The sequence below is a fragment of the Desulfovibrio desulfuricans genome (assembly GCF_024460775.1).
In the GTDB taxonomy this organism is placed as follows: Bacteria; Desulfobacterota; Desulfovibrionia; order Desulfovibrionales; family Desulfovibrionaceae; genus Desulfovibrio; species Desulfovibrio desulfuricans_E.
The window spans coordinates 70,752-97,714 of record NZ_JANFYZ010000009.1 but is presented as its reverse complement, the minus strand read 5'-3'; the positions used below and the strand labels follow the sequence as shown (position 1 = coordinate 97,714).

Here is a 26,963-nt window from a genome sequence, read left to right as displayed (position 1 = left end):
AGAACCTCCTCATATGGATATGAACTATGGCGTCCGTTTTTTCCAGCCTACCTCACTTCACGAACGTCTGCAAACCCTGGATGCCGCCATTGCAAGGGGTGATTTTGAGCAGCTGCGGCGCACAGCCCATGCCTGTAAAAATTCGGCAGGCATCATGAAACTTGACCACCTGCGGGCAGTTGCAACAGCAACTGAAGACGCGCAATCAGCAACTATTTCAGAAGAAGCGCAAAAATTACGTACGGCAATGCAGGAAGCAGCGCAGGTGCTCGCCGCAGGTGTGGAACAGGGCAAGACCGCCTAGTGGGCAGAGTGCCAGCAAAAAGGTTTTGGTCTGGCACGTGCGGCAAAGCCCGCAGACAAGAAATCGGCGGAAGCGTGATCTCAGGGGGAACTAGCTGATGGCCAAAGTGCTTGTGGTGGACGATGAAGGACTGATGCGCACAATGGTGCAGGTAGTCTGCAACCGCATGGGGCACGAAACCCTGTTGGCCGCTTCCATTCAGGAGGCGCTGCGCATGGTCAGTGAGCCAGTAGATGTGGTCTTGCTGGACGTATGGCTCCCAGATGGAAACGGGCTTGAATATCAGGCTGATTTTGCACACCTGCCCGGTGCGCCGGATGTGGTGGTCATCACCGGCAACGGCGACGGCGACAATGCCGAGGCCGCCTTGCGCTCCGGAGCATGGGAATTTCTCACCAAGCCCTTGCAGATGCGCGATATTGAGCAGTGTTTGCGGCAGATTCTGCAATTCAGACAAAACCGCACTCCAGTATCAGAAGCTCTGGATGTGGACAGCGGGCATATCCTTGGCAGCGGCCCCGGCATGAGCCGCGCTCTCAAGCTGTTGGCGCAGGCCGCAAAAAGCGAAGTAAACGTGCTTTTGCTGGGAGAAACCGGCGTAGGCAAGGAACTCTTTGCCCGGGCGCTCTTTCGTAACAGCGCAAGGGCAGCCAGGCCGTTTATAACGGTTGACTGCGCCTCGCTGCCAGAAACTCTGGTGGAAAGCCATTTGTTCGGCCACAGCCGCGGCGCGTTCACCGGTGCGGACAGGGCGCGCGAAGGGTTGCTGCTTGCGGCAGACAAAGGGACGCTGTTTCTGGGTGAAGTGGGTGACCTGCCTCAGCCCATGCAGGGGGTCTTTTTGCGAGCCTTGGAACAGCGGCGTTTTCGCCCTGTGGGCGAGGTACGCGAGGTCAGCAGTGATTTCAGGCTGGTGGCCGCCACCAATAAAAATCTGGAGCACATGGCCAAGGAAAACAGCTTCCGGGCAGACCTGCTCTACAGGCTGCAAGGCCTCACCATTGTGATTCCGCCGTTGCGCGAGCGGCTTGATGAAATCCCCGCTTTGGCGCGGCAGGCCATTGCGCGCTTTTGCCTGGGCAGTGATCAGCCGGAAAAAACCCTTTCCAACGAGGCGCTGGATGTGCTGCTGGAGTATGCCTGGCCCGGCAATGTGCGCGAACTGATCCATTGTCTTGAGCGGGCATGCCTCACGGCGGGAAAAAGCGATCTGATCCTGCCTGCGCATCTCCCCACGCGTATGCGCGTGGACTCCGTACGGCGTCGCATGGGGCAGGGGGCAGTGCCGCCGGGCAAAGAGAACGGCGTGTTGCACGGCAGCGACGGCGCGGGGATAACTACCCAGGAAAACGGGTTTTTGGTAAATGACGCGCTTGGGCAAAAACCGCCGAGCCTGCGTGAATGGAAATCGCAGGCTGAAAAAGCCTACGTGCGACAGGTTTGGGACATGTGCGCGGAAGACGTGCGAAAAGCCTCGGAAGTGGCAGGTATTTCACGTGGACACTGGTATGAACTGATGAAAAAAAACGGCCTGTAACAAGGTCTTCAGGCGTGCGGAGCCGAAGCGCGTCAAAAAAACGCGGCAAAGAGCCAGGGATGCTTGCGTCAGAAAATAAAAGGAGCTATAGGCGAGAAAAACCGGCATTGAAAGGCAATGTTAGAGCTTATGAACAAGAGTCCCATTACTGTCAGAGGTTATGTCGCGGCAGTGCCGCGCTCTGTGGATGCGCGCCAGGCCCGTGTCGCTGTTGTGCAGGATGATGTGGAATACCGCATTGTGCCGCGCGGCGCCGGGGTTGACCTGGATGACGAGGTCAGCGTGCCCGTGGAAGTATCAGGCATCATGGAAGAAGCGGACGGCGTGGTGTACCTCATCGTGCGCGGTTACAAGGTGCTTGAAGACGACTCCTGGCTGGAAGAATAAGCGGCTTTTTTGCGTCACATTGTGGCGCACTCTTGAGCAGTTTTGCCGGGTGTGGCGTTTGTCAGGCCGGACAGCCTGTTGCGCCCTTGTTCCCATGCCCTCAGATCAGGGGCAAGGCTGGTACAATGCTCCTATGTCCAACCTGTAGCCCGTTTGAATGCCTCTCCCCACATCGGATCGAAATCAATTCTGCAAAAGCGCAAGCGCCAATGGCGCTTTTTTTGCGCCCTTGATCCTGCCATCGGTGGCGTAGATCGGGGGAGGGAATCAGAGCAGGCTGATCTGTTTCTGTTCCTTGCGAGTGCGTGTTGCAAGGGTGCTGTGCCGGCAAAATTCGCATATCTGGCTCATGAAGGGCGAGGGCTGCAAATGCAGGGTGCGCCCATAAAGAGAGCGTTGGGCGCAATGGCTGAGAAACAGCGCCCGTGCGGCACGCGTAAGCCCCACGTACAGCAAACGGCGCTCCTCGGCCTCGTCGGCCTCTCTTTGGGTGCTGCTGGTTGCGGCATCCGCGGCAGGGAACAGAAGTTCACGCCGCAAAGGCAAAAGACCGTCTTCAAGCCCCGGTAGAAAAACAGCCTGAAATTCAAGCCCCTTTGAAGCGTGTAAGGTCAGAATCTGCACACTCTCGGCCTTGGCGCGCACAAGCTCGGCCTCCTGAAGCCATGCCAGTTGCTCAAAAAAGCCCGCCCAGTGGCCGCTCTGGTTCCACAGGCGGCACAGTTCGCGCCAGGGGCGGCTGCCGGTAAAGACTTCCCCCGCCCAGGGCTGTTCGGCAAGCCAGGGCAGCATATGCTCCGGAGCAGGCAGGCTCTCTGCCGATGCCCAGTTCTGCGGCAAGGTATCCTGTTGACCCTGATCCTCGGTAGATACATGCGCAAAACCGCAATGGGCGCCTAGCAGGCTCAACAGGCGGGCGCAGGCGGCGTCTTGCCAGAATCCATCCTGTGAGGGCGCGGCGCATGGTATCCCCGCCTGTTCAAGGGCCGCACGCAGGGGGGGAATTTGCGCTTTCAGGCGCACAAGAACCGCAATGTCGCCCGGTGCCAGTGCTCCGGCCAGGCCGTGCAGATCGTCCCCCTTGCTGTGATCCAGCAAGGTGTGGGCCGTTGCACCCAGCAGATGTCGAACCCGCTCTGCTACCCAGCGGGCCTCGGTGCGCTCATCGGGAGCGGAAAAGAGCCGCAGTTCAGCCGTGAGGGATTGCGCGGCCAGCAATGGGCCGCACTGCCCATTGTGGTGCAAAAGGCTGCGGGCCATATCCAGTACGCTCTGGCTGGAACGGAAGCTCTGCCCAAGGCGGAAGACGTTCAGCCCCGGCCAGCAGGCGCGCAGACTGGCTTCGCTTTGGCCCGTGACGCCACGGAATCCGTAAATGGCCTGATCCGGGTCGCCAATGCCGAAAAATCCATGCCCATCCGCAGGCAGCAAGGCTCGAACAATGGCAAGCTGCACAGAGGAAAGATCCTGCACTTCATCTACCAGCACGTGCTGCGGACGCTCGTTTTCGGGTAGGGCGCGGGCGTGCTCCAGCCACCAGTCCAGAAGGTCGGCGTAATCCACATAGCGCTGCCCCATGTTCTTGCGCGCAGCGTAGTTGGCAGCAGCTCGGGCCAGAGGGCTTTGAGTAGACTCCTGGGCAAGAAGACCGCCCTCACGCGCCAGGGCAAGGGCATCCCAAAGCTTGCGCGCATCACGCTTTTCCAGTTCCGGATTTGCCAGACGGAACAAATTGAGCGCGGCATCCTCGCCAAGCAACAGCGGGGGGTTGTCCGCGCTGGCAGCGCGCAGGGCCGCCCAGGCCATGCCGTGCAGCGTGTCGCACTGCGGCAGCGCAGTTTGCGCGCCTCCATCAAAGGCCTTGGACAGTCTTTCCCTCAGTTCATCCGCAGCGCGCCGCGTAAAGGTGACAGCCAGCACCCTGCGCATGTCCGCGCTCTGTTCCGCAAGCCATTGCAGGCGGCCTACCAGCACACGGGTTTTGCCTGCGCCGGGGCCAGCCAGCACCAGCACGGGCGCGGAGCCGGCTGCAAGCGCCGTCTGCTGCTCGTCAGAATAGGCAAAGGCCTGCGCAGATGTGTCAGTTTTAGCTGCGGATTTTACCGCAGAAAAATTGCTTGTGGCTTCTGCGTTGGTATCACCCGCAAGGGGGAGGCTGGCCCGACGCACGCGCACGGATGCGGGCTGCCCGGCAGTTGTCTGCGCAGTTGCAAATTCAAGGGGTTCAGCTTTTTTGCGCCCTCGTTTGGCAGGAGCCTTTACACCCGGCAGGGTACCGCGCGCATCGGCCAGTTCCTCCGGGGAGAAAACCCTTACCGTGCCGTATTCGCCGTCATAGCCTCCCTCGCGGTAGACCTGCCCGCGCCGCATGCGGGCCACTGCTTCACCCAGCGGCTCCCAGTGAGCGCGAATGTCGGCTTCCGGCAGGCGGCAAAGGATATCCAGCTCCGGCCCCAGCTCGCGCAACAGGCTGCTGTAACGCTCCTGCACCCGGCGCGATGCCGGGCCAACGCCAAGTATTTCGCCCACGACTTCGGCCAGCGGAATCAGCGGGCGCACTTCCGGTTCGTGCGGTAACTCCGGCGGGGTTTCCCTGTCTGCCAGTTCCAGCACCCGGTGCAGCACGCCGACCGTGAGCGGCTTGCCGCAGACCGGGCAGATGTTGCCAAGAGCCAGCGATTCTTTAGGTTCCAGCACCACGTTGCAGGCGCGGTGCCCGTCAAGGTGGTATTTGCCTTCATCAGGATAGAATTCCATGGTGCCGAGAAAACGGCAGTCCAGATTGCTCTGGTCTTCGCGCCGGGCAGAGGCGCGCAGGGCCGCAAACATGCCCGCATAGCTGGGGCGGCCCGCAAACAGATTGGCCTCGCGCCCAAGGTTGGCCCCGGAATGCGCGTCCGAATTGGACACAAGAGCGTAGCCGTCAAGCCTGCTGATCAGGCGGTTCATGGCCGGGTCGGACGAAAGGCCCGTTTCCAGCGCAAAAATGTGTTCCGAAAGATCGCCGTAGCAGTCTTCAAGCCTGTCAAAGCCTGACTTGGAGCCGAAAAGCGCAAACCAGGGCGTCCACACATGGGCGGGGATCATCACTGAACCGGGCGCGCATTCTAGCATGATTTCAAGCAGGTCGCGCGAGTCCAACCCCAGGATGGGGCGGCCATCGGCATTAAGGTTGCCGATCTGCGCCAGCCGCAACGAAAGGCGCTCCGCATCTTCCAGAGTAGGCACAAACACAAGGTTGTGCACCTTGCGCACCTTGCCGCCGCGTTTGTAGATGGAGCTGATTTCCGTCTGCAGCAGAAACAGCGGGTCGGCGGATTCCTGCATGCCGGGACCAGCCTTGGAGTCCATAAAATCCAGAGTTTCCGGCTCCACAGCCAGCCTGTACAGTCCCGTAGTTTCGTCCAGCACGAGCTGCTCCGCCAGTTCCGCCCGCCACTGGGGATGTGTAAAATCCCCGGTGCCCAGTACGTTGATACCTTTGCAGCGCGCCCAGGCCGCCAGATGACGAGGATTGAGGGCCTTGCTTGTGGCGCGCGAGAAACGGGAATGGATGTGCAGATCAGCTATAAAATTCATAATTCACCCTGTGGGGATGGAATCTGTGCGGGATTGATCACAGCAAAGCCTGCGTCAGGCCAGCCAGGGGCAGAAGCGCAGCGCCTGTGTAGACCACCGAGGCCCAAGTTTGCCGCCGCCTGTGACCTTGCTGGTTCCTGAGTTGTCATTGGTGGATGCCCCGGTGTGCAGCGTCAGCGGCGTTTGAATCACGGTTTCGTGCGCGGTATTCTTGCGGGCCAGAGCCAGAATCCGCAATGCGGGTTTTGCCCTGTGCGTTCTGACGGGCAGCAGGAGGCGCAGCCCAAGGCCCGCATCGTTCAAGGCAGCGCACAATTGCGGCAAGGCCGGAGCGTCATAGATACAGCAAAAACAGCCCTGATGTCTCAGCAGCGCGGCCGCAGCGCGGCAGAATAGCTGGAGCGCGTATTCCCGGCTTTCCTCGCCCTGTGCGCCACGCAGCGCTCGTTCCCGTATATGGCGGGGCGAGGGCCTCCCGGCTACTCCATAGGGCGGATTTGCCAGAACCAGATCAACCCCCCCGGCGTGGCAGCCGCCTGTTGTGCCTGCCAGCTCTGACAAGCGTTTTCTGTCGGCCAGATCAGCTTCGGCAAAGCGCAGCCTGTCTGTCAAGCCAAGGCGCGCGGCATTGGCCGTGGCGGCCTGCACGAGCGGCCCTTCCCTGTCCAGCCCCAGCCCGGTAATGCCAACGCAACGCAAGGCCAGCCCCAGCAGAGCAGCCCCGCAGCCACAGCCAAGCTCTGCCGCAGTCAGATGCGCCTGACGTGGCGCGGCCAGGCTTTCCACATAGCGAGCGGCAAAGGCAGCCACCAGGAGGGCGTCCGCGCCAAAGCGCAGGCTGCCTTCCGGCTGCTCAAGCCCGCGTGGAAAAAGCTGTCGGGCGTTGTAAAAGTGTTCATCCGTGTGCATTGGGCTTCCTGCGCCGGAAAAAGGACCGCCGTCAGAAACCATGTTCTGTCGGCGGCCCGCAAGTATGTGTCAGGATGCTGCGAATGCGGTCAGCCGCCCGGAGTTAGGGGCGGCACGCCCCTTACAGCAAATCCCCTTCCCAGTTGAACAGGCTCTTGCGCCGCATTTCGGGCACGGAAGCTGGCGGATTTTCCTGCATGTGCGCAAAGAAACCGTATCCCGCCGAGAGCAGTTCCTGCCTTTTGGCGGTGATATCCAGCGGCCAGCCGGGATAAATCCAGATGTTGCCGCCGTACTGCCGCGCCCAGAAGGGTTCGCCCATGGGGCTGAGGAAGGGTTCGTTGGGTTTGACGCCCAGCAGGCCGAAACGGCTGATGCCCACGGGCCAGTAGCCGGAAAGCACGACGCCAAGCGGCAGGGGGCTTTGCGCGGGCAGGGCCAGCATGTCCTCCTGCGCCAGTTCAGGGCTAACAAAAGCGCCCGAAAATCCCATACTGGCAAGTATGCCAAGGGCCGAGGCATTGGCCGCGTTGCAGAAAGGCCCTGCCAGCAGGTCGGCGTTTTCTTCAAGCTGCTCGGGGAACAAGCCGCGCTGCCACGGAGCGTTGCACACAAAATGCCGCGCGCCGTCGCGCCACAGCCGTCCGATGGAGCGGCGGATGGTTTCTTCCTCATCAGGCCATATAACAGGAGGCAGCCACCAGCACATGCGCGGGGCAACCGTGCGCGATAGCTCGGCGCTGCGCGCCGAAAGCCAGAGGGCCTGCAACTGGCTGCGGCCAGTGCGGGTCTCCTTGCCGTGGGGCACGCTTGAGCGCACATACATGTCGGGCCGGGTTTTGGCCTTGATGGGTTTGGGCAGACGCGGGTCGCTTTCCACCGCCTTGCTGGGGCGGGAGGGCATGGCCTCAAGGCGCGCCTGCCAGCTTTTGATGATGCGCATGAGTTCTGGTTCGCGTCGGTCAATAAGAAAGACGGGCGTTCCAGCCTTGGGCGTCTTGTGCTTGGGCAGGCGCATGGTAAGGCTGCCGCCCTTGGGAATGCGCCGGGTTACGGGCAAAGTGGCATGCCAGCGCTCGTCTTCTACGCCCACTCGCAGGTAATCCTGCGGCAGCAGTTCAAAGAAGGGCTTGAGCGTCACGCCGCCTTCAGGCTCGATGCGAATCTTGCCCGCCAGCAGACCGGAACTGGTCTGACCGTCCGGGGTGGTGGGGATGGTGTGATCCTTCTGCGGCAAAAAGCGCGCGCGCGTGGAGGGCCGCCCCAGGGACATCTGCAAAATTTCTTCGGCAGCCTTGCGGGCCTGCGCATCGCCGGGATTGTCGCGCAGCATGCGGTAGGCCGTGACCACGTGATACACGTAGTGGGGGCCTTTTTTGCGGCCTTCGATCTTCCACGACACAAGGTGGGGGATGTTCAGCAGGGTTTTTGCCAGCACGTCCAGCGAAAGGTCGAGGCAGGAGAACCAGCGGCCGTTGTGCTCCTTGCCGCGCACCTGCCCGCGCGAGGAGGGGCGGCGTGGCGCGTCAAAGGATTCATTTCTGCGGTCGTCCGGCCTGCCGCGTCCGGCCCGTGGGTCACGCCCATCACGCCCGGTGCGGTTTTTGCGGGCAATGTCCATGCGGGACTGTTCCTGGCGCATGCGGTCCTGTTCCTCACGTTCCGCATTGCGCACAAGCGCAATGGCAGCGGGGCCGCCCTGACGGTACACGCGGCGGCAGGGCTGCACGCAGCGGCCCCGCAGGCCGCTTTTGCCGCCCATGTAGCTCGACCAGTAGCAACGGCCAGACACGCAGTAGCACAGCGCGCCGTGCACAAAACATTCAAGGTCAAGGCCTTCGGGGCAGGCCTCGCCCATGGTGCGGATTTCGTCAATGGAAAGCTCGCGCGGCAGGATAACACGGTTGGCGCCGAGTTTTTTGGCCTGCAACAGGCTTTCCGGATGGGTGAGGTTGGCAAGGGTGGAAAGAAAAAGCCCGCCCTCAAAACCAGCCTGACGCGCCAGATCCAGCATTGCCAGATCCTGCACGATAAGCCCGTCGGGCCTGACCTGACGGGCAAGGCGCGCCGCCAGCCGATAGGCCTGAGCCGGTTCGTTGGGTTTGACCAGGGTATTCATGGCCACGTAAACGCGCGCGTTTTCCGCATGGGCAAGGTCTGTCAGGCGTGAAAGTTCCGTCAGGCCAAAGTTTTCTGCCTGCATGCGGGCCGAAAAATGCTTGAGGCCCAGATAGATGGCGTCTGCCCCGGCGGCAAGAGCGGCCAGGAATGAAGGCGCGTCGCCCGCCGGAGCCAGAATTTCGGGCCGGGCGGGCGTGGGGGCGGATATGTTCAGATGATCCGCAGAAGTGGAGAAAGTGTCATTCATATTTTATAATACTCTTTGTACCAGGCCACAAAGCGGGCTATACCCTCGCTGAGAGGCGTGGAAGGGGCAAAGCCGGTGGCGGCGGTGAGGTCGTCAATATTGGCCCAGGTGGATTCAACATCGCCCGGCTGCATGGGCAGAAGCTCCTTGCGGGCCTTCATGCCAAGGGCGTCTTCAAGGGTGCTGATGAAATCGTTGAGTTCCACCGTATTGTTGTTGCCTATGTTGTAGATGCGCCAGGGCGCGGAGCTGCTGGCGGGGTTGGGATTTTCAGGGTCAAAGTCCGGGTCGGGCTGCGGGGCCAAGGGCAGCAGACGCACCACGCCTTCGATGATGTCGTCGATATAGGTAAAGTCGCGGCGCATGCGCCCTTCATTGAACACCTTGATGGGTTCGCCGCGCACAATGGCGGTGGTGAACAGGTGCAGGGCCATGTCCGGCCTGCCCCATGGGCCGTATACCGTAAAAAAGCGCAATCCCGTGCAGGGAATGCGGAACAGATGGCTGTAGGAATGGGCCATCAGTTCGTTGCTTTTCTTGGTGGCGGCGTACAGGCTGACCGGGTGGTCCACATTATGGTGCACACTGTAGGGCCGTGCCGTGTTCATGCCATACACGGAAGAAGACGAGGCAAAAAGCAGATGCCCCACCTTGTTCTGGCGGCAACCTTCAAGAATATGGCCAAAGCCCAGCAGGTTGGCATTGAGGTACGATTCCGGGTTCTGGAGGCTGTATCGTACGCCAGCCTGCGCCGCAAGGTTGACCACATGGGTAAATCCTTCGCGGGCAAACAGGGCGGCCATTGCCGGGCCATCGGCCATGTCCAGAAGTTCAAAGCGGAAGCGCTGCGCCTCAGGCATGGCGGCAAGTTGGGCCAGACGGTCTTTTTTTAGTTGCACATCGTAATAGTCGTTGCAATTATCAACGCCCACCACGCTGTGCCCATCGGCCAGAAGCCGTTGGGAAAGATGGTATCCAATAAAGCCCGCTGCGCCTGTTACCAGAACATGCATGAGAACCTCCCAGTGTGCATGCAGGCAAAGTAAGCCAGATGCGCGTTCTGGGCAAGAGCGGCGCGCCACGGTGAAATCCTTGTTTCGGGGTATGGGGGCTTGCGGGAAAAAGCGCCGCATCGTATGTTTTGGGGACCGAGGTAACGAATGCAGAAAGCAGAGAATAAAGGATCCGAAACGCAAGGCAAGTCCGCATCTTCTGCGGATAAAGGCCGCCGTCAGGATCGCGCAGCCTGGTACGCTGGCCCGTACAAGGACGCGCTCATATATCTTATGGTCGCCATCTTTTTTGTAGAGATGATTGTTGGCGGCATTTCTTTTTTTTACGGCGTCATGCATGCCGCGCCGGATGTTCCCGGCGGCCCGCCGCTGGCGCGCTTTCCCTGGTTTGGCTGGGCCGTGGCCGCGGTGCTGGCCCCTGTGGGGTTGATGCTCATTGTCCACCTCTCCGGCACCTGGGTTTCACGCTATCTGGGACGCGAGGACAGCATACAGGGCGGGCAGGGTTCAGGGCAGACTGCTGACGATGAACAGGTTCCCGAACGGCTGCGCCGTTTCTATGCCATAATCCGCAATGCGCCCACGGTGGTTTTGCTTCTGGGCATCATGCTGCTGGGCGCGGGACTGTTTTTTGTGGACGGGGCTTTCTCTGCCCTGATGCGCCTTGGCGGCGCGCTGGCCGAATATATCCCCTGGATTGCGGGCAGTCTGGCCGCTCTTATTGCCGTATGCTATCTGGTGCACCGCTGGTTTGTGTACCGGCATCACCGCATGCAGCAGGAATATGAGTACCGGCGCGAAGTGCTGGAACGCACGGGCATCGTACTGGTGGACAAGGGCTGCATACCCCTGCCGCAAAACGAGGTGCAGCGTCTGGCTCTTGGCGGGCATGTGGTCGAGGCACAGGCCTTGCCCCCGGCCCTTGACGCCGAAGCTGCACCGGGTGATGCCGCTGCTGACCGCAATGGAACCGCAGGTCATGATGACGATGTGACCGATGCGGAAATTATCAGCCCCGACACGGCAAATCCGTCTGAAGATACGGCTGACGCAAGCCCTGCGGGCAGCGCAGCCAGCCCCGCAGATGCGTCAAAGCCCGTTGATGCCTCCGCGGATGCTTCCGCAGCAGATGAGGCTGAAAAGCCCCGCAAGCAAGGTTAATTGCAGATATGGCACCATATTGTTCAGCGCTAAAGCGGCGGAAGAATGAGCATACCCACACCAGGTAAACCTGTTCGCGGTTCCCGCAGCGGCGTGCCGCTCATGGCGCTGTTTGACCTGCTGGGCAAGCGGTGGGCCATGGGCGTTATCTGGCAACTGCGCAAGGGCCCGGCCACATTCCGCGCCTTGCAGGAGGCCTGCGAATCCATATCCCCGGCGGTGCTCAACAGCCGTTTGAAAGAACTTCGCGAGGCAAAGCTCGTGTGCACCACCAATGACGGCTATGCCCTGACAGACATGGGCGTGGAGTTGAGCCTCCTTCTGGAGCCATTTGGAGCCTGGGCCATCACCTGGGCTATGGAAGTGGCCCCGGAGGAGGCCGAACGCTGGAGCGAACTGCTCAGCAAAAGGCTCGCGTAGCCGCCTCCCCCAGGGATTCCTGCATAATCGGGCCGCAGACTACTGCTGCGCGGCCTTGATGGCCTTGAGCGTCCGGCCTCCCAGACCGATGGCATCGGTTGCGTATTCCTCAACAAATACCACGAACTTTTCTTGCGGAACGGACGTAGCCGCCACTGCGGCTGCGGTCAGGCCTTCAATCAGGTTCTTCTTCACTTCTTCCGTTGTGCTGTGCATGGCTATGGTGATGACGGGCATGGTTTGCTCCTTGTCGTTTGATCTTGCGGCTTACGCTCCGAGGGTTTGCGAAACTGCAAGCAAGGGTGAGTGTTCTTGCGCGCGCTATGGAATGAATAGCGCGCTATGAAAAAAATAGCAAGAATTGTCCAAGTTCAAACCTGCAAAGATGGCAGCGCGTGCCCGTGTGACTGTCCCCGCCAAGGTTTAGCCGCCAAAAGCTGATGGGCATTCCCTGAACTTGTTCATGTTCAGGGAATGCCCATTTTCAATAACCAGCCAGGATTCAGACTATTGCTGAAAAGAGCCGCTACCCGGTGCTTTATCTAAAGAGCCGCAACCCGAGTGAGGCCGCGCTGCGCAAGAGCAATGTCCGCCAGCGCGTTGATGCAGGCCGCCGCAACGGCGGAGCCGCCCTTGCGGCCCAGCAGGGTAAAGTGGGGCCAGGGGCTTTGCCGCAGAAGTTCCTTTGACTGCGCCGCATTCACAAAACCCACAGGCATACCCACTATGAGGGCAGGCGGCTGCGCGCCTTGCGCAAGCACGTCCAGAAGCCCCAGCAGGGCAGTGGGTGCATTGCCGATGACCACAATGTTGCCGCCCATGTCCTGCGCAATACTCTCCAGCCCGGCGCGGGAGCGTGTGGTACCCCGGCTGGCGGCAAGCTCCGCAAGACCGGGCAGCGCCATGAGGGGCGTCACCGTTACCCCCAGCGGATCAAGGCGGCGCATGGGCAGGCCAGCGGCGGCCATGCGGGTATCAGTATACACGGTGCAGCCCGCGAGCAGGGCGTTCACGCCAGCTTCAAGGCCTTGGGCGCTCAGCCTCAGGTCGTCCACGATATCCGTATCGCCAAGGGTGTGGACACAGCGGCGGGCCACCTGCCAGAGTGAGCCGCTAAAGGCTCGCGGTTCGGGAATTTCCGCATCTATGATGGTGAAAGAGCGGTTTTCAATCTCGGCGGGTGTGCAGGCCGGGTCAAGGTCAACGCTGGTTTTGTCTGTGGAGTTGTGAACCATAAAATCCTCAAGGGCGTGTGTCTGAAAGGTGGGCGGCGCAAGTGCGCAGCCATGCGCGCCAGAAGCGGCGGGAGCCTTCGGGATAGCAGTGCAACCATGATCCGGCGACAGATCCGAGGCGGCAGCCTTCATCCCGTAAAAAACGGCCCTGGCTGTCGTAGAGCTTCCACAGGGGACGGCATGGAGAGGGTAAGGGTATTTCTTCTTCCTGCGCGTAGTGAAATTCGTGCCCGCGTACCCACAGGGGCCGGGTTGCAGACTGGTTGAGCGCGGGCCAGTCTGGCGCGGCCTGCGCGGCCCGGTAGCCCAGAGCCGCCTTGCTTGCGCCAAGCGCGCAGTTGCGTGGCAGGAGGCCGCTCATGGCATGGCTTTGCCCTGCAACCTGCACGGACTGCATAAGGTAAATATAGCCCCCGCACTCACCGTACATGGGCATGCCGCGTGCAGCCAGCCCGTGCAGGGCGGCGTGCATGGCCGTGTTGGCCGCGAGCCGGGGGGCATGCAGTTCCGGGTAGCCACCGGGAAAGTACAGGCCAGAACATTCGGCTGGCGGCGCGGCGTCCCGCAGTGGAGAAAAGGCGACAATGCGCGCGCCAAGCTCGTGCAGCACGGCAGGCAGATCCGCATAACAAAAGCTGAAAGCCTCGTCCCATGCCAGGCCCACAACAGGCCTGCGCTTGCGTTGGGGGCGAGGTGGGTGCTGCGTTTGTGCGTCTGAAAGGGGGAAAAATCTGTCTGTCGGCGGCTCATGTGCCTCGGATAATCGCGCTTGCCGGGCAACTTCCGGCACAGATGCGCCGGACTTGTCTGCATCGACTGCCAGCCGTGGCGTCTGCACGCCTGCCAACTTGAGCATGCGGTTCAGGTCGCAGTGCTGCTCAACCCACTGGGTCAGGGCTTGCCTGTCCACCGCAGGCAGGGCCTCGCGCGCTTCCACTAGCCCCAGATGCCGGGAGGGAAGTTCCGGCGCACCCTGCCGGGGCAGCAGGCCCAAGAGGGGCACGCCAGCGCTCTTGGTCACGGGTGCCAATGACTGGCGCAGCAGATCGGCGTGGCGGGCGCTGCCCACATGGGTGCACACCATGCCAAGAAAACGGACAGACAGGCCTCCTGCCCATGCGGGGCGGTGATGCAAAAATCCCTCTGCCAGCGCGGCAATGGACTGCCCCATACCGCCTGCGTTGAGCACCAGCAGCACGGGCAGACCCAGCAGGGAGGCCAGATGCGCAGTGCTGCCCGCTCCACGGTGCCCTCCGTCATAGAGTCCCATGGCTCCTTCCACCACCAGCAGGTCTGGCTTGGCGGAAGGATTTGTCTCGGCCTTTGCGCCGCCCGCGTCCTCATGCTGGGAAAAGCCTGTGGACATGCGTTCAAAAACGCGTCCCAACCCTCTGGGGATGCGTCCTGCGGGTAGCGGGTGTTCGGCAGGGGACGGCGCGGTTTCCCGGCACATCCATGTGTCCAGATTAGCTGCGGGCTGGCCTGTCAGCGCCGCATGAAAGGCCGCATCAATATAATCCGGCCCGGTCTTGGCAGCGCGTGCCATGAGCCCGCGAGCGTGAAGGGCGCAGAGCAGGGACAGGGTAAAGGTCGTTTTGCCCGCATTACTGCCCGTGCCGCCTATGACAAGGCCGGGTATGCTCGGCTGCGGCTTGGGCATGCTTGCGCTCCATAGGGTGTCGGCAGGGATTGCCTTGCGCCAGGCGCTGTCAGCGTTGCCGCAGGGCCTCGGCAATGATGGCTGCGTCTGCCTCTGGCCGGGCTTTGAGTTGCAGCTCGGGGTTGCCGCCGGAGCAGGCAAAACCTTCTGGCCCCAGTTCCACAAAACCGGCGGAAACAACGCGGCTGTAGGGCAACTGTTCGCGCATGTCACTGTGGTCTACGCGGCGCGGAAAGATGAAAGGCACTTCCTGACCAGAAAAGTCTTCAACGATGAGGTACTTCACAGGGGCCTCCTCAGCGCGCGTCGGGCGCGGCGGGCTTGGCATTGCGGCGGTTTTGCAGATACTGCCGCACGGCCTTGTTGTGGTCATTGAGGTTGGTGGAAAAAACATGCTCGCCACCATCAAATTTCGCCACAAAGTACAGATAGTTGTGCGCCTCGGGGCGGACGGCTGCGGCAAGGGCCGCTGCGCCGAACGAGCAGATGGGGCCTGGCGTCAGGCCGGGGCGCTGATAGGTGTTGTAAAGGTTGTTGGGATCGTCCAGATCGCGGCGGCGCAGGTTGCCGTCAAAGTTGGGGCCAAGGCCGTAAATCACTGTGGGGTCGGCCTGGAGCAGCATGCCCTTGTTAATGCGGTTCTGGTAGACCCCGGCCACGCGGGCGCGTTCTGCGTCTATGCCTGTTTCCTTTTCCACAATGGAAGCAAGGATAACCCAAGTTTTGAGCTGTTCGGTCTGGCTCGGCCCCGGTTTTTTGCCATCGGGCCACACGCTGGCGGTCTTGCGCCAGAAGTTGTCCACCATGCGCCCGGCAACGGCCTTGGCCTGCGCCAGATCGACAACGTCATTCTTTTTGAGCAGATACGTATCCGGCATCAAAAAACCCTCAGCCGTGGCAAAGGGGATGCCGTAATGGCGCAGAAAGTCCGGGTCGGTCACGACCTTGCGAAAGTCGTCAAAAACCACAAGCCCGGCTTCTTCCAGCACCTTGCCCGTCTGCCACCATGTGAGGCCTTCCGGCACGGTGACGCGGTACAGCACGGGGTGCCCGTTGACCAGTTCGTCCAGCACCTTTTCCGGCAGCCAGCCGGTATTGAGAGCGAATCTGCCAGCCTGGAGGCGGTTTTCCCATTTTTTATAGCGGGCCAGCAGGTCGAGCTTGCGGGCGTCGGTCACAACCCCCTGCTTGACCAGCCCTGCGCTTACCTGCGCCAGACGCGCCCCGGCGGGAACGTCAAAAAAAACATCGCGGCCTGGGGTTTCCGGTGCGGTGGTGAGGAAGGTGTGAGCCTCGTAAGCCACCCATCCTCCGCCTGCGAGGGCCAGCAAAAGCAGCAGGCCCAGCGCGCGCAACAGTGTTTTCATGCGGGTCTCCGGTCTTGGGGCGCAAGCGAAAGAAAGGAAGAAAGAATGCGCACAGCGGCCTGCTGGTCAAGCACTGCCTTGCGTTTGCGCATTTTCAGGCCGGCCTCGCGCAGGTCGGCCCAGGCTTCCTCGGAACTCAGCGCCTCAATCATAAAGAAAAAAGGCAGCGGCACCCGGCGCTTGAGGCGTTCGGTTACGTTGCGTATCTGGCGCGTGGTCATAGTTTCTTCCCCATCAAGGGTCAGGGGCAAACCTACCACCACCGCTTCTGCCCCGGCCTCGGCAATGCGCTCGGCAAGGGCGGCCAGAAAGGCCTTGCGGTCGGTGAAATCCTCAAGCCGCAAGGTAGCCAGCGGAAAGGCCAGCCGACCCTCAGGGTCGGATGCGGCAAGGCCCGTGCGGGCCAGACCGTAATCAACGGCAACGAATTTCACTGCAAGCCTCGTTGTGCGCGGCGCGTTTGCCAGCGGGTGCGGCCATACCTAAGAAAATGCCTTCTCAAAGGCAAGGTTGCCTAAATGATGCCCAGCAGCGACAGCAGGCCAAGGGCGCTGCCGCTGACCAGCGGCCCAAGCACAAGCCCAAGCGCCCCGGTGAACAGCAACAACAAAAGAATGACAAATCCGTAACGCTCCACACTCAGGTAACGATATGCGGCGTTTGGGGGCAGAAAATAGGCCACAACCTTGCTGCCGTCCAGCGGAGGAATGGGCATCAGATTGAGCCAGCCCAGCCCGAAATTAATGATTACGCCCGTCTGGATGGTCTTGAGCGCAAAGACGTAACTTGTGCTGTCCATCCATTGTTGCGGCGGAAAAATATGCAGCACCGCCCACAGCAAAACGCCAAAAAGCCCTGCCAGCAGGAAGTTTGTGAGCGGCCCGGCAAGAGCCACCAGCATCATGTCTTTTGCGGGATTGCGGAAGTAGCGGGGATTGAACGGAACAGGCTTGGCCCAACCAAAAACAAAGCTTCCGGAAAGGCTGGTGAGCACAAAGGCCAGCAGTCCCATGGGGTCAATGTGCGGCAGGGGGTTCAGGGTCAGCCGCCCCATGTATTTGGCGGTGGGGTCGCCGCAGCGGTAGGCCACCCATCCGTGGGCCACTTCATGCAGAATGATGCCCAGAAGAGCGGGTACAGCGGCTACTGCCAGGGTGCTCAGCACCTGGGAAAGGTCTAGGTTCAGCATATGTTGCGGGTACCATTTTCCTCTTGGCGCGGCAAGGTCGGGCCTAGCCCGAAGAGGCTACCTTGCGCACCAGCAGATCGTCGTTGGGCCAGATGTGGCGGTCAGGCGTAAGCAGCTGGCCGTTGCGGGCCACAAGGGCTGTTTCCTCGGCAAGGCCAAGTGCTGCAAGCAGCTGGCGCGAGGTCTTGGGCCGGGGCAGGGAAAGGTATTTTTCTTCCGGCTGCACCAGTACGGTTACGCGGGCTCCCGTGTGTTCCGGCTTGACTACCTGAACATGAGCGGCGTGCGCGGCGGGGGCGGCTGCGGCCTCGGTTGCCTGGGCATCGGTAGCCGGGGTGGCGGTGTCAGTCATGCAATACTCCTAGAGGTATTCTTCGAGCAGCGCGCAGGTGTGGCAAACCAGCGGCGCACAGGTTTTGATGAAAAGATTGTTCTGTTTGACAGCGGCCATGCCCTCGGGCGTGGTAATGTCATGCCCCAGAACTCCCCGGCATTGCAAGCTGCCGTGAGCCTTGGCAAAAGCCCCGGTAAAGGCATCGCGCCGGGCGTAAAAGGCGTCCTTTTGCGGGCGCGAACAAGGGCCGCTTGGGCCATGCAGCATGCCTAGCACCATGAGCGAGCCGGAAACACAGCCGCACACTTCAGCCTTGCCCATGCCGGAGCCGAAGGCCGAGGCAATGCGCAGGGCTGTTTCTTCTGTCAGGCCAAGCCTGTCGGCAAAGTGAGCCAGCACCTGCTGGGCGCAGATAATACCCATGTTGAAGTCTTCTTGCACTTCTTCAAGTTCAGGAAGGGTGCTCATGTTTTGTCCTTATGTGCAGAAGTAGTAAACGAGGGTCACAACAGTCATACTGGCGGCCCGCAGCCCCTGATTGGCGAGGATAAGCCGCAGGGCCAGCGCCGGGCGGAAAAAGCCCGCATAGGATGGCAACTGGTGGCGTATGGCCCGCATGGGTGTGGAAAGGATATTGCCCACCATGAGGGCCAGCACCACATCGCGCGGCGAAAGCCCGCCAGTTTGCAGCACGCTGCCCGCAGCGCCGAGTGCCGCGCCAAGCTCCGCCGCAAGATGCAGCACAATTATGCCCATGGCCTGCGGCTTCAAAAATGAGAGCCAGCCCATGTGATCGGCGAGCCATGCCTCTGCCAGCGCAAAATAGCCATAGCGCTGCATGCAGAACATAAGCACGTAAATGGGTGCCGTGAAGTACACCAGTTTGGGAAGACGCCGCAAAAAGCGCCGCCAGGCCTTGTTCAGGGCATCGCGCCAGGAGGTGCCCGCCTGCTTGATGTTCTGGCAGGCAATACAGCCCGGCGGAGGCGGCGGCAGCAGCCAGCGTGAAAGTACAACGGTAAAACCCGTGCGCCCAGCGGCGGCAATAAATGTAAGCCCCACGTATACAAGAGCAGGAGTGCCCAGTACCGGCCATGTGAGCAGAAAAATGGTGGGCGTGTGCACAAGATAGGCTGGCAGGCTGTTGAACAGGTTTGCCAGCATAAGTTCGTTGCTCGAAAGCTCGCCCAGATTGTGGCTATCTGAAAGCAGGCCGTTGGCGGCGGCGGGGGACACAAAGGCCAGCGAAAAACTCGCGCCCGCAACTTCGCGCAGATGGGCGGCCTGGGCCAGAGGCGCGGCAAGCCGGGCAAGATGGCGCGTCCAGCGCAGGGCCTCCAGCAGGTTTGCCACAAGCAAACCCACCGCCAGCCCCAGCAGCAGACGCAGCAAAGGCCAGCCAAGGGAATGCCAGAGGCTTGCGAGTGTGAGTGCGGTATCAGGGGAAGTTGCTGTCATGCTGGTGGGGTTGGTACTGCCGGAAGCTGAAATGCGGAGCAGTCAAGTAGTTGTGCGCCCCTGCGGGTACGCCCGCAAGGGCAAAAACGGAGATTTGTCGTGGCTAGGGATTATAGCCCGTGTCGGGGGGCAGATCCCTGCGGCCAGCTTCTGCGCGGGCCAGAACGTCGCAACGTTCGTTTTCAGGGTGCCCGGCATGGCCTTTCAGCCAGCGCATACGCACCTTGTGGGTGGAAAGCAGGGGAAGCAGGCGTTTCCACAGATCCACATTGAGGGCGGGTTTTTTGTCGCTCTTGATCCAGCCCTTTTTCTGCCAGCCCCAGACCCAGCGCTTCTCAATGCTGTCGCACACGTATTTTGAGTCGGAGTAGAGCTCGACTTCGCAGGGGCTTTGCAACTGGCTGAGGGCTTCCACAACCGCCAGGATTTCCATGCGATTGTTGGTGGTCAGCTTGTAGCCTCCGGCAAATTCCTTGCGGTAGTCCTGATCATCAAGTTTGAGTACGGCGGCCCAGCCGCCGGGGCCGGGATTGCCCAGACATGAGCCGTCAGTATGAATGGTCACTTTCTGCATTGTAGTCCTTTACGCGGGTTCCTGCCGAAGCTGTTCGGCGAGCGGCAAGCATACACGGCAAAGCCTTGCTGGGCAATGCGCCTCTTGGGGCAGGGGGAGGTCGTTTCCATTCTGGCAGAAATATCCCTGAATGACTTGCGGCAGAAATGAAGATGCGAGGGCGCAGGGGAGGAGATAGACCCCTCCCCCGTAAAATTTTGTGGCTTGAAATTGCCTTAGCCGGGCTCGTTGCCCGCGCGCATCAGGCAGTGCAACAGCACGTCAGCGCCTGCCGCGCAGTCTTCCCACGAGGTATTTTCTACCTCGGCATGGCTGCGTCCCCCCATACTGGGCACAAATATCATGGCTCCCGGCGCAACCTGGGCAATATAGATCATGTCGTGCGATGCTCCGGAGACCATGTCCAGGCAGGGCAGGCCAAGGTTGGTCGCGGCCTCGCGCACCATTCCGCGCAGGCGCTGGTCAAAGGGCACGCGCGAAACCTGCCAGATGCGTTCGGGCGTAACCTCACACCCCGCCTGCTGCGCGGCCTCTGCCAGCGCGGCCTCGATGCGTTGGCACACATCATCTGTGGCGGCTTCGTCCCAGCCGCGCACGTCGATGGTGAACTGCACATCCCCGGCAATGACGTTGCGCGAGTTGGGCGAAGCATGCACTTCGCCTACAGTGGCAACCACCTGGCCGGAACTGCGGGCGATCTCAAAGATGCGCGCCGCCATGAGCGAAAAGGCGTATATGGCATCGTGCCTGCTGGTCATGGGCGTTGGCCCGGCATGGTTCGGCACGCCCTGCACGCGCACATTGTACCAGCGCAGGCACACAATGCCCTGTGGTATGCCGATGGGGATGCTTTTCTCTTCCAGCACAGGCCCCTGTTCTATGTGCAGTTCAAAGACCGCATGTACAGGGCGGGGGAAATAACTGGAATCGCCCCGGAAGCCGATGCGTGCAAGCTCCCCGCCAAGGGTAAGGCCTTGCTGGTCTTTGAGGGCGTACATATCTTGTTGCGCCAGCTTGCCAGCCCATACTCCGGAGCCGGAGCAGCCGGGGGTGAAGCGGGAACCTTCCTCGTTGGTCCAGTCGGCCACCACCAGATCGCGCAACAGGGTTACGCCCGCTTCGCGCAGGGCGCTCACAACCTCCACGCCAGCCACAACGCCCAGCATGCCGTCAAAACGTCCGCCGAGCGGCTGGGAATCGCCGTGAGAGCCTGTCATAACCGGGGGCAGGCTTCTGTCCTTGCCCGGCAGCACGGCAAAGATGTTGCCCATGCCGTCCACATGGATTTCACAGTCCAGCTCCTTCAGCCATGCGCTGAGTTGCTGCCGGGCGTCTTTGTCTGCATCGGACAGGGCCAGCCGGGTGACGCCGCCGCCCGCAGTTGCCCCGAATGCAGATATTGCTTCCATGCGGTTTTGCAGCCGCGCTTTGTCTACACGCACAGAGTTCATGCCTTCTCCCTTGGTTCAGGCTCTATTCATCCGGCGGGGGCACGGGCTGCCAGCCCGTGCCCGCAGGCACATCCCGCCAGCGGCGGAAAAAGCCTATGACATGCCGAATTTGTCGCGGAACAGCTTGCCTGTGCGCTCCATGTCCGAATCGGCCCAGGTGCGGCGCATGCGGTTGAGGGTGGGCATGCCCAGATTGAATTCATTCAGCCAGTTACGGGCAAAGATGCCTTTTTCCGTTTCTTCAAAAATCTGCTGGATGGCGTCTTCGTTGATGACGCGCGGGCCGGATGTGCGCACGGCAAATTCACAGGTGCGGCTGGCCCGCCGCGTGAGGTATTCTTCCACGCCCACTTCATCAATATCGTCAATGATGGAGCGGATGGAGCGCACGGCCTTGGCATAGGCGAAGGAAGCCGGATAGCCGTTATCAGTCATGACCTTGTAGATGGAGCGCATGAGCTGGATGGCCCCGCCGTAGAGCACCTGTTCTTCAAAATTGTCGCCCTCGGTTTCGTGCTGGAACGAGAGCTTGATGGTGCCCACGCGGGTGCTGCCCACGCCTTTGGCAATGGCAAGGGCAGTGGCGGCGGCATGGCCGCTGACGTCCTGATCAACGGCCACCGCGCCGTAGATGCCCGAACCTTCCTTGAACTTGCGGCGCACCACCGGGCCGGGGCCGTTGGGCACAAACAGGATGACATCCACGTCCTTGGGCGGTTTGATGGTGCCGTAGAGGATGGCAAAACCGTGCGCAAAGCTGAGGGTCTGGCCGGGGCGCAGGTGGGCGTGGATGGAAGAATAGTACACGGCGGGCTGGGCCGGGTCTTGCAGCAGAATATGGACGATATCCGCCTTTTTTACGGCCTCCTCGATGTCGTACACGGCAAAGCCGTCGGCCTCGGCGTCCTTCCAGCTGTTGTGCACGGTTCTGTCGCCTACGCCCACAATAACGTTGATGCCGCTGTCGCGCAGGCTTTTGCCTTGTGCCTTGCCCTGGCTGCCGTAACCGATGATGGCAATGGTCTTGCCGTGCAGCACGGAAATATCAACGTCTTCGTCCCTGTAAATTTCACCAAACTGTGACATGGTATATCCTTGTTGAAAAAGCGGGAGGCTAGAGGGCCACGTCGCGGTTGCAGTCTTTGGAATAGATGTAGGTAAGCCGTCCCCTGCCAGTGGCGTACACTGCCTGGGGCGTGTAGGGACCAAAGAAAATGAAGTCTTCCTTCTGCACCTGAATCCACTCGGCCCCCAGCAGATAGATGCCTTCGCCTTCCAGCATATAGGCCCCGTGCTCCTGCACATGGGTTTCCACAAATGGATGGCAGCCCGCGGGGTCAAAGCTGAGGGTGTGCATGTTCATGTCAAAGCCCAGGTGGGTGGGCAGCAGATCGCGGATAAACACGTTGGCCATGTCTTCGTAGATACGCTCTTCCATTGTTGCGGTATTGCCGAATACTGCTTCGGCCTCGTGGCCGGGCAGGGCGATGTAGCGCTGCTTGTAGAGCAGGAAGCGCACCGGGGCATTGGTGGTGTTGGTAAACTCAAGGCCTTTGCCCGCGGGTGCAAACACGTAGCCGCCGGGGGCCAGAGCGTGCTTTTGCCCGCAGGTGGCTGCGGTCAGCGCGCCAGAGCCGTCCATGACATATAAAAAGGCCTCCACGCCCGGCTCCTGCGCAAAGGGGGCGACCGTGCCCCCGCCGGGCAGGGCTGTGCCCACATACTGCACAAAACTCGCACCCAGTTTTGGGGAGGCAATGATGGACATGTTGCAGCCCTCAATGCCGGGTATGACGTTGCGCACCCGACCTTCCGGCGGAATGACCGCGTATTCGCCGGGCCGGATGACCGCCCGTGTTTTCAGCAAACCCTCTGGATAAGCCATGTTTCCTCCTCGAGCAGATTTAGTTTTGTTTGCCCAGACCGGGCACAGCGCGCCGGTCTCCGCAACGGGCGTTCGCATGGGCGGACGCCGGAGCAATTTTCGATAAATTGCCCATAATGCTCAGTTCACCGTCTGGATGAACGAAGCCAGTTCCGGAGTGCCGGGCTTGGCAAAAAGCGCCTTGGGGGCCCCGGCCTCGTGAACCTTGCCCTGGTGCATGAACACCAGTTTATTGCCTACTTCGCGCGCAAAGCGCATTTCGTGAGTGACCATGATCAGGGTCATGCCTTCCGCCGCAAGCTTGCGCACAACTTCAAGAACCTCGCCCACCAGCTCGGGATCAAGGGCGGAGGTTATTTCATCGCACAGCAACATCTTGGGGCGCATGGCAAGCGCACGGGCAATGGCCACCCGCTGCTGCTGCCCGCCAGACAACTGATCGGGAAAGGCGTTGAACTTGTCGGCAAGGCCCACCCGTGCGAGCATTTCTGCGGCAAGCTCCCGCACCTCGGCCTCCGGTTCTTTTTTGACAATGCGCGGGGCCAGCATGACGTTTTCCCCCGCCGTAAGGTGGGGAAAGAGGTTGAACTGCTGAAAGACCATGCCCACCTTGAGCCGGAGAGGGCGCAAGTCGTTTTCCAGCCCCCGGACGCGGTCGCCGTCAATCTTCACAAAACCCGCATCAAAGGTTTCCAGCCCGTTGAGAATGCGCAGAAACGTGCTCTTGCCAGACCCGCTGCGGCCAATGACGGCCACAACGTCGCCTTCTTCCACCGTGAGGTTGACCCCGCGCAGAACCTTGGTTTCACCGAACTGCTTGTGCAGCTCATCAACGACGACCAGCGACATGGAGCCTCCTTTCGATGCGACGGGCAAAGGCCGACAGCGGATAGCACATGAGAAAATAACCCGCAGCCACAAGGCCGTAGACCAGCAGCGGCCTGAAGGTTGCGTTGGCGATCATGGTTCCGGTTTTGGTTATTTCCACAAGGCCGATGATCGAGGCTACGGCTGTTCCTTTGACGACCTGTACTGAAAAGCCCACAGTCGGGGGGATGGCTATGCGCAAGGCCTGGGGCAGAATGACGTGACGCAGCTGCTCGTAACGGTTCATGGCAAGGCACGCCGATGCCTCCCATTGACCCTTGGGCAGCGCCTCAACGCATCCGCGCCAGATTTCAGCAAGGTACGCGCTGGTAAAGAACGTAAGGCCCAGCGTAGCGGCGGCCAGGGGCGAAATATCCACGCCAAACAGGGCCAGTCCGAAAAAGATAAGAAAAAACTGCATAAGCAGCGGCGTATCCTGAAAAAACTCAATATACATCATGGCCAGGGCACGCAGCTGGGCCTTGGGCGAAATGCGCACAAAAAGCACAATAAGGCCCATGACGCCGCCAAGCGCGAAAGCGATGACAGACAGAACGATTGTCCAGCCAGCGCCCGTAAGCAGATGGCGCACCATGTCCCAGATAGAGAAGCTGATCATGCACGCCCCCTGCGGATATAGTGCTTGCCAAAGGCATGCAGGCTCTTGCGCACGGCGATGGCCAGGGCAAGGTACATGAGCGTGCTGGCGAGGTAGACCTCAAAGGCGCGGAACGTGCGGCTCTGGATCAGGTTGGCCTCAAAGGTCAGCTCCTCGGCGGCGATCTGCGAACATACCGAAGACCCCAACATGACAATGACAATCTGGCTGCACAGGGCGGGCCACACGGTTTTGAGCGCCGGGCGCAGGATCACGTGGCGCAGGCACTGCCAACGGCTCATGGCCAGGGAGTCTGCGGCTTCAATCAGGCCCTTGGGCACAGCCGCCACGCCAGCCCGGACGATCTCGGTCGAGTATGCGCCAAGGTTGACGACCATTGCCAGCACGGAGGCTTCCCATCCGTTCAGCCGCACCCCAAGGGCGGGCAGGCCGAAGTATATGAAGTACAACTGCACAATAAAGGGCGTGTTGCGGACGCATTCCACATAGGCGGTAAAAAACGAGTGCAAAAAAGGTAACCGCCACTCGCGCGAAACCGCTCCCAAAATGCCCACGGCAAGGCCCACCGTGGCGCTGACCGCCGTGAGGGCCAGCGTCAGTGCCGCCCCCTGAACCAGCAATGGCCAGTTTGCCGCAATGGGCTCGAAGGTAAACTGATAGGCCATGGCTGTTCCCCTAACTGGAGGTCGCTCTCTGGCGACCGCCTCCATACGTCCTGGCTGCTGCGGCAAATCCTCTATTTTGCAGTCTTGCGTGGTTGCCGCATCCGAATCTTGCCGCTATAACCTTGTGGTCTTACCGGTAAAGAGTTGGTAAGCACGGTGTTCCTCTCTACCCTTTTTGGCAACTAGGCAGAAAAATTTTAAAAATCCTTCGGCAGAGAGGTGTGCAGCCATGTTTGCGCAATGGCTTCAAGCTGCCCGTCCTTCTTGGCCTGGGTGATAATGTCGTCCACTGCCTTTTGCAGTTCCGGCTGGTTTTTGTTCAGCCCGATGTAGCAGGGCGAGTTTTTGATGAGGAATTTGACTTCCAGCTTTTTGGCAGGATTTTGTCCGTTGATGGAAGCCGCCACAACGTTGCCTGTGGCAACCATCTGCACCTGGCCGGAAAGGTAGGCGGCGATGGTCGAGCTGTTGTCCTCAAACCGGCGGATTTCTGTGGAAGCGGGCGCAATCTTGGTCAGTTCCATGTCCTCAACAGCGCCACGGGTCACCGCAATGGTCTTGCCCGCCAGTTCTTCTGCCGTGGCGACATTGAGATCCGCGGGGCCAAAGACGCCATTAAAGAAAGGCGCGTAGGCCGCTGAAAAGTCTATGGCTTTCTCGCGCTCGGCGTTTTTGCCCAGTGAGGAAATGACCAGATCAACCTTGCCTGTGGTAAGGTAAGGAATGCGGTTTGTGCTGGTAACCGGCACAAGCTTCACCTTGACGCCCAGGCTTTTTGCAATAAGCCGGGCAGTATCAATGTCGTAACCCACAGGCTGCATATCTGCGCCCACAGAACCAAATGGGGGGAAGTCCTGTGGAACAGCAATGGAGATAACTCCTGACTTTTTTATTGTTTCAAGCGTGTTATCCGTTTGCTGAGCGTAAAGGGATTGCGGCAGGGCTGCGGTCAGCAGCATGACGGCCAGGATGAAGCCAAGGCGGCTGAAAAAAAATTGCATGACGTCCCCCGAAGAAAGTGTTTGAGTAACCCGGAATTATCCACGTTTTGGTAAAATTCTGGTAAGACCGGTAAAAAATGATTGCTCTGTTTCTACAAATTTGTCAACATGGGTTGGCGAAAAATGTCACTTCTACAAATTGGTGGAAACTATGTGCCCTAAATTACAGGAAAATTTAGATAAAACTACAAAATTGTGGAAATCTAGCTCTGAAGAAGCTGCTGAAAGAATTTTATCAATGATTTTAGATAATAACTGGCAAGAAGGGCATAAATTGCCCCCACAGCGCGCGCTTGCAGAAACCCTGGGGGTCAGCCGACCCACAGTACGAGAGGCTCTGGTTATTCTGGAGACCATGGGCAAGGTGAACATTCAGCCCGGCAAGGGGGTGTTTCTGGTGACCCGCGCTCAGGAAGGACTGCCTGCGGCTCCTGTTACGCGGTTTGACCGGTCATTTATTGCGGGTAAAGAAACGCAGATTTTTCAGTTCAGGCATGCCATAGAACCGGCCATTGCCGCCCTTGTGGCCCTGAACGCCACGCAGGCCCAGATTGACGACATGGCAGCAATGCTCGACGATATGAAGCAGGCCAGCGTTCGCGGTGACGTGCAGCATTTTGCCCAACTGGATTTCGCTTTTCATACCCAGATGATTGAAGCGGCCAATAACCCTTTTTTCATTGAGGCCATGCGGCCATTCTTTGATCTGTTTTCAGAAAGCCAGCGGCTGCCTTTTTCCAATCAGGAAGGGCTGGTGGACACCATGCGTGAGCATGCGGCGCTGCTGGAGCATTTGCGGTCGCGGAACTCGCACGGAGCGCGTTTGGCTATGGAAGAGCATGTTGTCGCCACTGCCGCCAGAGCCGGGGTGCGTATTTCTTCTTGGTGAGGGAGCGGTCGAGCCTGGGGCGGCGCAGCCGAGGTAATGGAAAATATATGGGAGCGGCGTACCCCAAAGGCAGGCTCGAAAAAAAAGCGGC

General features: G+C 60.3%; 28 protein-coding genes. 6 read left to right on the top strand and 22 right to left on the bottom strand.

Features of this window, described 5'->3' with window-relative positions:
- The 3 genes from NE637_RS11610 to NE637_RS11600 form a co-directional block, all read left to right on the top strand.
- On the top strand, nucleotides 1-304 hold a 304-nt coding region (locus NE637_RS11610), incomplete at its 5' end, for an Hpt domain-containing protein (RefSeq protein ID WP_256267741.1).
- Between the two features lie 97 nt (nucleotides 305-401).
- Nucleotides 402-1,841, top strand: coding sequence for a sigma-54-dependent transcriptional regulator (locus tag NE637_RS11605; protein WP_256267740.1), 1,440 nt, complete (start codon nucleotides 402-404; stop codon nucleotides 1,839-1,841).
- A 129-nt stretch (nucleotides 1,842-1,970) separates the two neighbouring features.
- Nucleotides 1,971-2,228: a hypothetical protein gene (locus tag NE637_RS11600; protein ID WP_027180864.1), complete on the top strand. Its 258-nt coding sequence runs from the start codon at nucleotides 1,971-1,973 to the stop codon at nucleotides 2,226-2,228.
- Between the two features lie 267 nt (nucleotides 2,229-2,495).
- On the opposite strand, the gene NE637_RS11595 is transcribed toward NE637_RS11600, so the two are convergent.
- The 4 genes from NE637_RS11595 to NE637_RS11580 form a co-directional block, all read right to left on the bottom strand.
- A complete protein-coding gene (locus NE637_RS11595) occupies nucleotides 2,496-5,807 on the bottom strand; it encodes a UvrD-helicase domain-containing protein (RefSeq protein ID WP_227118799.1) in 3,312 nt (1,103 codons plus the stop codon).
- Nucleotides 5,808-5,861: 54 nt separating this feature from the next.
- Nucleotides 5,862-6,716 (bottom strand): tRNA1(Val) (adenine(37)-N6)-methyltransferase, encoded by an 855-nt coding sequence (locus tag NE637_RS11590; protein ID WP_227118798.1) that lies wholly within the window; start codon nucleotides 6,714-6,716, stop codon nucleotides 5,862-5,864.
- A 121-nt stretch (nucleotides 6,717-6,837) separates the two neighbouring features.
- The gene (locus NE637_RS11585; protein ID WP_227118797.1) at nucleotides 6,838-9,084 is read right to left on the bottom strand and encodes a peptidase U32 family protein; all 2,247 of its coding nucleotides are present in this window, start codon (nucleotides 9,082-9,084) and stop codon (nucleotides 6,838-6,840) included.
- A complete protein-coding gene (locus tag NE637_RS11580; protein ID WP_192113119.1) occupies nucleotides 9,081-10,097 on the bottom strand; it encodes an NAD-dependent epimerase in 1,017 nt (338 codons plus the stop codon). The genes NE637_RS11585 and NE637_RS11580 overlap by 4 nt, the downstream gene beginning before the upstream one ends.
- Before the next feature lie 147 nt (nucleotides 10,098-10,244).
- On the opposite strand from NE637_RS11580, the gene NE637_RS11575 reads away from it, so the two are divergent.
- Together NE637_RS11575 and NE637_RS11570 are read left to right on the top strand one after the other, a co-directional pair.
- A complete protein-coding gene (locus NE637_RS11575) occupies nucleotides 10,245-11,258 on the top strand; it encodes a hypothetical protein (RefSeq protein ID WP_227118796.1) in 1,014 nt (337 codons plus the stop codon).
- Between the two features lie 45 nt (nucleotides 11,259-11,303).
- On the top strand, nucleotides 11,304-11,678 hold the full coding sequence (locus NE637_RS11570) for a winged helix-turn-helix transcriptional regulator (protein WP_215647497.1): 375 nt from the start codon (nucleotides 11,304-11,306) through the stop codon (nucleotides 11,676-11,678).
- Between the two features lie 39 nt (nucleotides 11,679-11,717).
- Here NE637_RS11570 and NE637_RS11565 read toward each other — a convergent pair whose 3' ends face one another.
- The 18 genes from NE637_RS11565 to NE637_RS11480 form a co-directional block, all read right to left on the bottom strand.
- Nucleotides 11,718-11,915, bottom strand: coding sequence for a tautomerase family protein (locus NE637_RS11565; RefSeq protein WP_227118795.1), 198 nt, complete (start codon nucleotides 11,913-11,915; stop codon nucleotides 11,718-11,720).
- Between the two features lie 305 nt (nucleotides 11,916-12,220).
- The gene (locus NE637_RS11560) at nucleotides 12,221-12,913 is read right to left on the bottom strand and encodes a precorrin-8X methylmutase (protein WP_227118794.1); all 693 of its coding nucleotides are present in this window, start codon (nucleotides 12,911-12,913) and stop codon (nucleotides 12,221-12,223) included.
- Nucleotides 12,914-12,920: 7 nt separating this feature from the next.
- Nucleotides 12,921-14,573, bottom strand: a complete 1,653-nt coding sequence (locus tag NE637_RS11555) for a cobyrinic acid a,c-diamide synthase CobB (protein WP_227118793.1) — start codon at nucleotides 14,571-14,573, stop codon at nucleotides 12,921-12,923.
- Nucleotides 14,574-14,622: 49 nt separating this feature from the next.
- Nucleotides 14,623-14,859, bottom strand: a complete 237-nt coding sequence (locus NE637_RS11550) for a hypothetical protein (protein WP_022659006.1) — start codon at nucleotides 14,857-14,859, stop codon at nucleotides 14,623-14,625.
- A gap of 10 nt (nucleotides 14,860-14,869) precedes the next feature.
- The gene (gene mltG / locus NE637_RS11545; RefSeq protein ID WP_022659005.1) at nucleotides 14,870-15,940 is read right to left on the bottom strand and encodes an endolytic transglycosylase MltG; all 1,071 of its coding nucleotides are present in this window, start codon (nucleotides 15,938-15,940) and stop codon (nucleotides 14,870-14,872) included.
- Nucleotides 15,937-16,374 (bottom strand): Holliday junction resolvase RuvX, encoded by a 438-nt coding sequence (gene ruvX, locus NE637_RS11540; RefSeq protein WP_022659004.1) that lies wholly within the window; start codon nucleotides 16,372-16,374, stop codon nucleotides 15,937-15,939. Before ruvX ends, mltG begins: the two co-directional genes overlap by 4 nt.
- A gap of 80 nt (nucleotides 16,375-16,454) precedes the next feature.
- Nucleotides 16,455-17,129: a site-2 protease family protein gene (locus tag NE637_RS11535; protein WP_227118792.1), complete on the bottom strand. Its 675-nt coding sequence runs from the start codon at nucleotides 17,127-17,129 to the stop codon at nucleotides 16,455-16,457.
- Between the two features lie 43 nt (nucleotides 17,130-17,172).
- On the bottom strand, nucleotides 17,173-17,481 hold the full coding sequence (locus tag NE637_RS11530) for a ubiquitin family protein (RefSeq protein ID WP_227118791.1): 309 nt from the start codon (nucleotides 17,479-17,481) through the stop codon (nucleotides 17,173-17,175).
- A 9-nt stretch (nucleotides 17,482-17,490) separates the two neighbouring features.
- Nucleotides 17,491-17,931, bottom strand: a complete 441-nt coding sequence (locus NE637_RS11525) for a C-GCAxxG-C-C family protein (protein ID WP_192113112.1) — start codon at nucleotides 17,929-17,931, stop codon at nucleotides 17,491-17,493.
- A gap of 9 nt (nucleotides 17,932-17,940) precedes the next feature.
- Nucleotides 17,941-18,921, bottom strand: coding sequence for a hypothetical protein (locus NE637_RS11520; protein ID WP_192113111.1), 981 nt, complete (start codon nucleotides 18,919-18,921; stop codon nucleotides 17,941-17,943).
- A gap of 103 nt (nucleotides 18,922-19,024) precedes the next feature.
- On the bottom strand, nucleotides 19,025-19,495 hold the full coding sequence (rnhA, locus tag NE637_RS11515; protein ID WP_192113110.1) for a ribonuclease HI: 471 nt from the start codon (nucleotides 19,493-19,495) through the stop codon (nucleotides 19,025-19,027).
- A gap of 215 nt (nucleotides 19,496-19,710) precedes the next feature.
- On the bottom strand, nucleotides 19,711-20,946 hold the full coding sequence (locus tag NE637_RS11510; protein WP_192113109.1) for a M20 family metallo-hydrolase: 1,236 nt from the start codon (nucleotides 20,944-20,946) through the stop codon (nucleotides 19,711-19,713).
- Nucleotides 20,947-21,039: 93 nt separating this feature from the next.
- Complete coding sequence (gene ilvC / locus NE637_RS11505) at nucleotides 21,040-22,032, bottom strand: ketol-acid reductoisomerase (RefSeq protein ID WP_227118790.1); 993 nt, start codon at nucleotides 22,030-22,032, stop codon at nucleotides 21,040-21,042.
- 28 nt (nucleotides 22,033-22,060) lie between these two features.
- Nucleotides 22,061-22,831 carry a (S)-ureidoglycine aminohydrolase gene (gene allE / locus NE637_RS11500; protein WP_227118789.1) on the bottom strand — a complete coding sequence of 257 codons (771 nt, stop codon included), beginning with the start codon at nucleotides 22,829-22,831 and terminating at the stop codon, nucleotides 22,061-22,063.
- Nucleotides 22,832-22,951: 120 nt separating this feature from the next.
- Nucleotides 22,952-23,680 carry an amino acid ABC transporter ATP-binding protein gene (locus NE637_RS11495; RefSeq protein WP_192113106.1) on the bottom strand — a complete coding sequence of 243 codons (729 nt, stop codon included), beginning with the start codon at nucleotides 23,678-23,680 and terminating at the stop codon, nucleotides 22,952-22,954.
- Entirely contained in the window at nucleotides 23,661-24,317 is a 657-nt protein-coding gene (locus NE637_RS11490) for an amino acid ABC transporter permease (RefSeq protein ID WP_192113105.1), read from the bottom strand. The genes NE637_RS11495 and NE637_RS11490 overlap by 20 nt, the downstream gene beginning before the upstream one ends.
- Nucleotides 24,314-24,982, bottom strand: coding sequence for an amino acid ABC transporter permease (locus tag NE637_RS11485; RefSeq protein WP_215647489.1), 669 nt, complete (start codon nucleotides 24,980-24,982; stop codon nucleotides 24,314-24,316). Before NE637_RS11485 ends, NE637_RS11490 begins: the two co-directional genes overlap by 4 nt.
- A 197-nt stretch (nucleotides 24,983-25,179) precedes the next feature.
- Nucleotides 25,180-25,983: a transporter substrate-binding domain-containing protein gene (locus NE637_RS11480; RefSeq protein ID WP_225530008.1), complete on the bottom strand. Its 804-nt coding sequence runs from the start codon at nucleotides 25,981-25,983 to the stop codon at nucleotides 25,180-25,182.
- A 151-nt stretch (nucleotides 25,984-26,134) separates the two neighbouring features.
- On the opposite strand from NE637_RS11480, the gene NE637_RS11475 reads away from it, so the two are divergent.
- Complete coding sequence (locus tag NE637_RS11475; RefSeq protein ID WP_225530007.1) at nucleotides 26,135-26,872, top strand: FadR/GntR family transcriptional regulator; 738 nt, start codon at nucleotides 26,135-26,137, stop codon at nucleotides 26,870-26,872.
- Nucleotides 26,873-26,963: the final 91 nt, after the last annotated feature.

Bases quoted from the DNA above. Each gene is read 5' to 3' on its own strand.
- allE (WP_227118789.1), bottom strand. From the start codon at position 22,831: ATGGCTTATCCAGAGGGTTTGCTGAAAACACGGGCGGTCATCCGGCCC.
- NE637_RS11560 (WP_227118794.1), bottom strand. From the start codon at position 12,913: ATGGTTCACAACTCCACAGACAAAACCAGCGTTGACCTTGACCCGGCC.
- NE637_RS11590 (WP_227118798.1), bottom strand. From the start codon at position 6,716: ATGCACACGGATGAACACTTTTACAACGCCCGACAGCTTTTTCCACGC.
- NE637_RS11570 (WP_215647497.1), top strand. From the start codon at position 11,304: ATGAGCATACCCACACCAGGTAAACCTGTTCGCGGTTCCCGCAGCGGC.
- NE637_RS11535 (WP_227118792.1), bottom strand. From the start codon at position 17,129: ATGCTGAACCTAGACCTTTCCCAGGTGCTGAGCACCCTGGCAGTAGCC.
- NE637_RS11600 (WP_027180864.1), top strand. From the start codon at position 1,971: ATGAACAAGAGTCCCATTACTGTCAGAGGTTATGTCGCGGCAGTGCCG.
- NE637_RS11555 (WP_227118793.1), bottom strand. From the start codon at position 14,573: ATGCCCAAGCCGCAGCCGAGCATACCCGGCCTTGTCATAGGCGGCACG.
- NE637_RS11530 (WP_227118791.1), bottom strand. From the start codon at position 17,481: ATGACTGACACCGCCACCCCGGCTACCGATGCCCAGGCAACCGAGGCC.
- NE637_RS11510 (WP_192113109.1), bottom strand. From the start codon at position 20,946: ATGAACTCTGTGCGTGTAGACAAAGCGCGGCTGCAAAACCGCATGGAA.
- NE637_RS11595 (WP_227118799.1), bottom strand. From the start codon at position 5,807: ATGAATTTTATAGCTGATCTGCACATCCATTCCCGTTTCTCGCGCGCC.
- NE637_RS11575 (WP_227118796.1), top strand. From the start codon at position 10,245: ATGCAGAAAGCAGAGAATAAAGGATCCGAAACGCAAGGCAAGTCCGCA.
- NE637_RS11495 (WP_192113106.1), bottom strand. From the start codon at position 23,680: ATGTCGCTGGTCGTCGTTGATGAGCTGCACAAGCAGTTCGGTGAAACC.
- NE637_RS11605 (WP_256267740.1), top strand. From the start codon at position 402: ATGGCCAAAGTGCTTGTGGTGGACGATGAAGGACTGATGCGCACAATG.
- NE637_RS11480 (WP_225530008.1), bottom strand. From the start codon at position 25,983: ATGCAATTTTTTTTCAGCCGCCTTGGCTTCATCCTGGCCGTCATGCTG.
- NE637_RS11485 (WP_215647489.1), bottom strand. From the start codon at position 24,982: ATGGCCTATCAGTTTACCTTCGAGCCCATTGCGGCAAACTGGCCATTG.
- NE637_RS11565 (WP_227118795.1), bottom strand. From the start codon at position 11,915: ATGCCCGTCATCACCATAGCCATGCACAGCACAACGGAAGAAGTGAAG.
- NE637_RS11585 (WP_227118797.1), bottom strand. From the start codon at position 9,084: ATGAATGACACTTTCTCCACTTCTGCGGATCATCTGAACATATCCGCC.
- NE637_RS11580 (WP_192113119.1), bottom strand. From the start codon at position 10,097: ATGCATGTTCTGGTAACAGGCGCAGCGGGCTTTATTGGATACCATCTT.
- rnhA (WP_192113110.1), bottom strand. From the start codon at position 19,495: ATGCAGAAAGTGACCATTCATACTGACGGCTCATGTCTGGGCAATCCC.
- ilvC (WP_227118790.1), bottom strand. From the start codon at position 22,032: ATGTCACAGTTTGGTGAAATTTACAGGGACGAAGACGTTGATATTTCC.
- NE637_RS11520 (WP_192113111.1), bottom strand. From the start codon at position 18,921: ATGACAGCAACTTCCCCTGATACCGCACTCACACTCGCAAGCCTCTGG.
- NE637_RS11525 (WP_192113112.1), bottom strand. From the start codon at position 17,931: ATGAGCACCCTTCCTGAACTTGAAGAAGTGCAAGAAGACTTCAACATG.
- mltG (WP_022659005.1), bottom strand. From the start codon at position 15,940: ATGAAAACACTGTTGCGCGCGCTGGGCCTGCTGCTTTTGCTGGCCCTC.
- NE637_RS11475 (WP_225530007.1), top strand. From the start codon at position 26,135: ATGTGCCCTAAATTACAGGAAAATTTAGATAAAACTACAAAATTGTGG.
- NE637_RS11490 (WP_192113105.1), bottom strand. From the start codon at position 24,317: ATGATCAGCTTCTCTATCTGGGACATGGTGCGCCATCTGCTTACGGGC.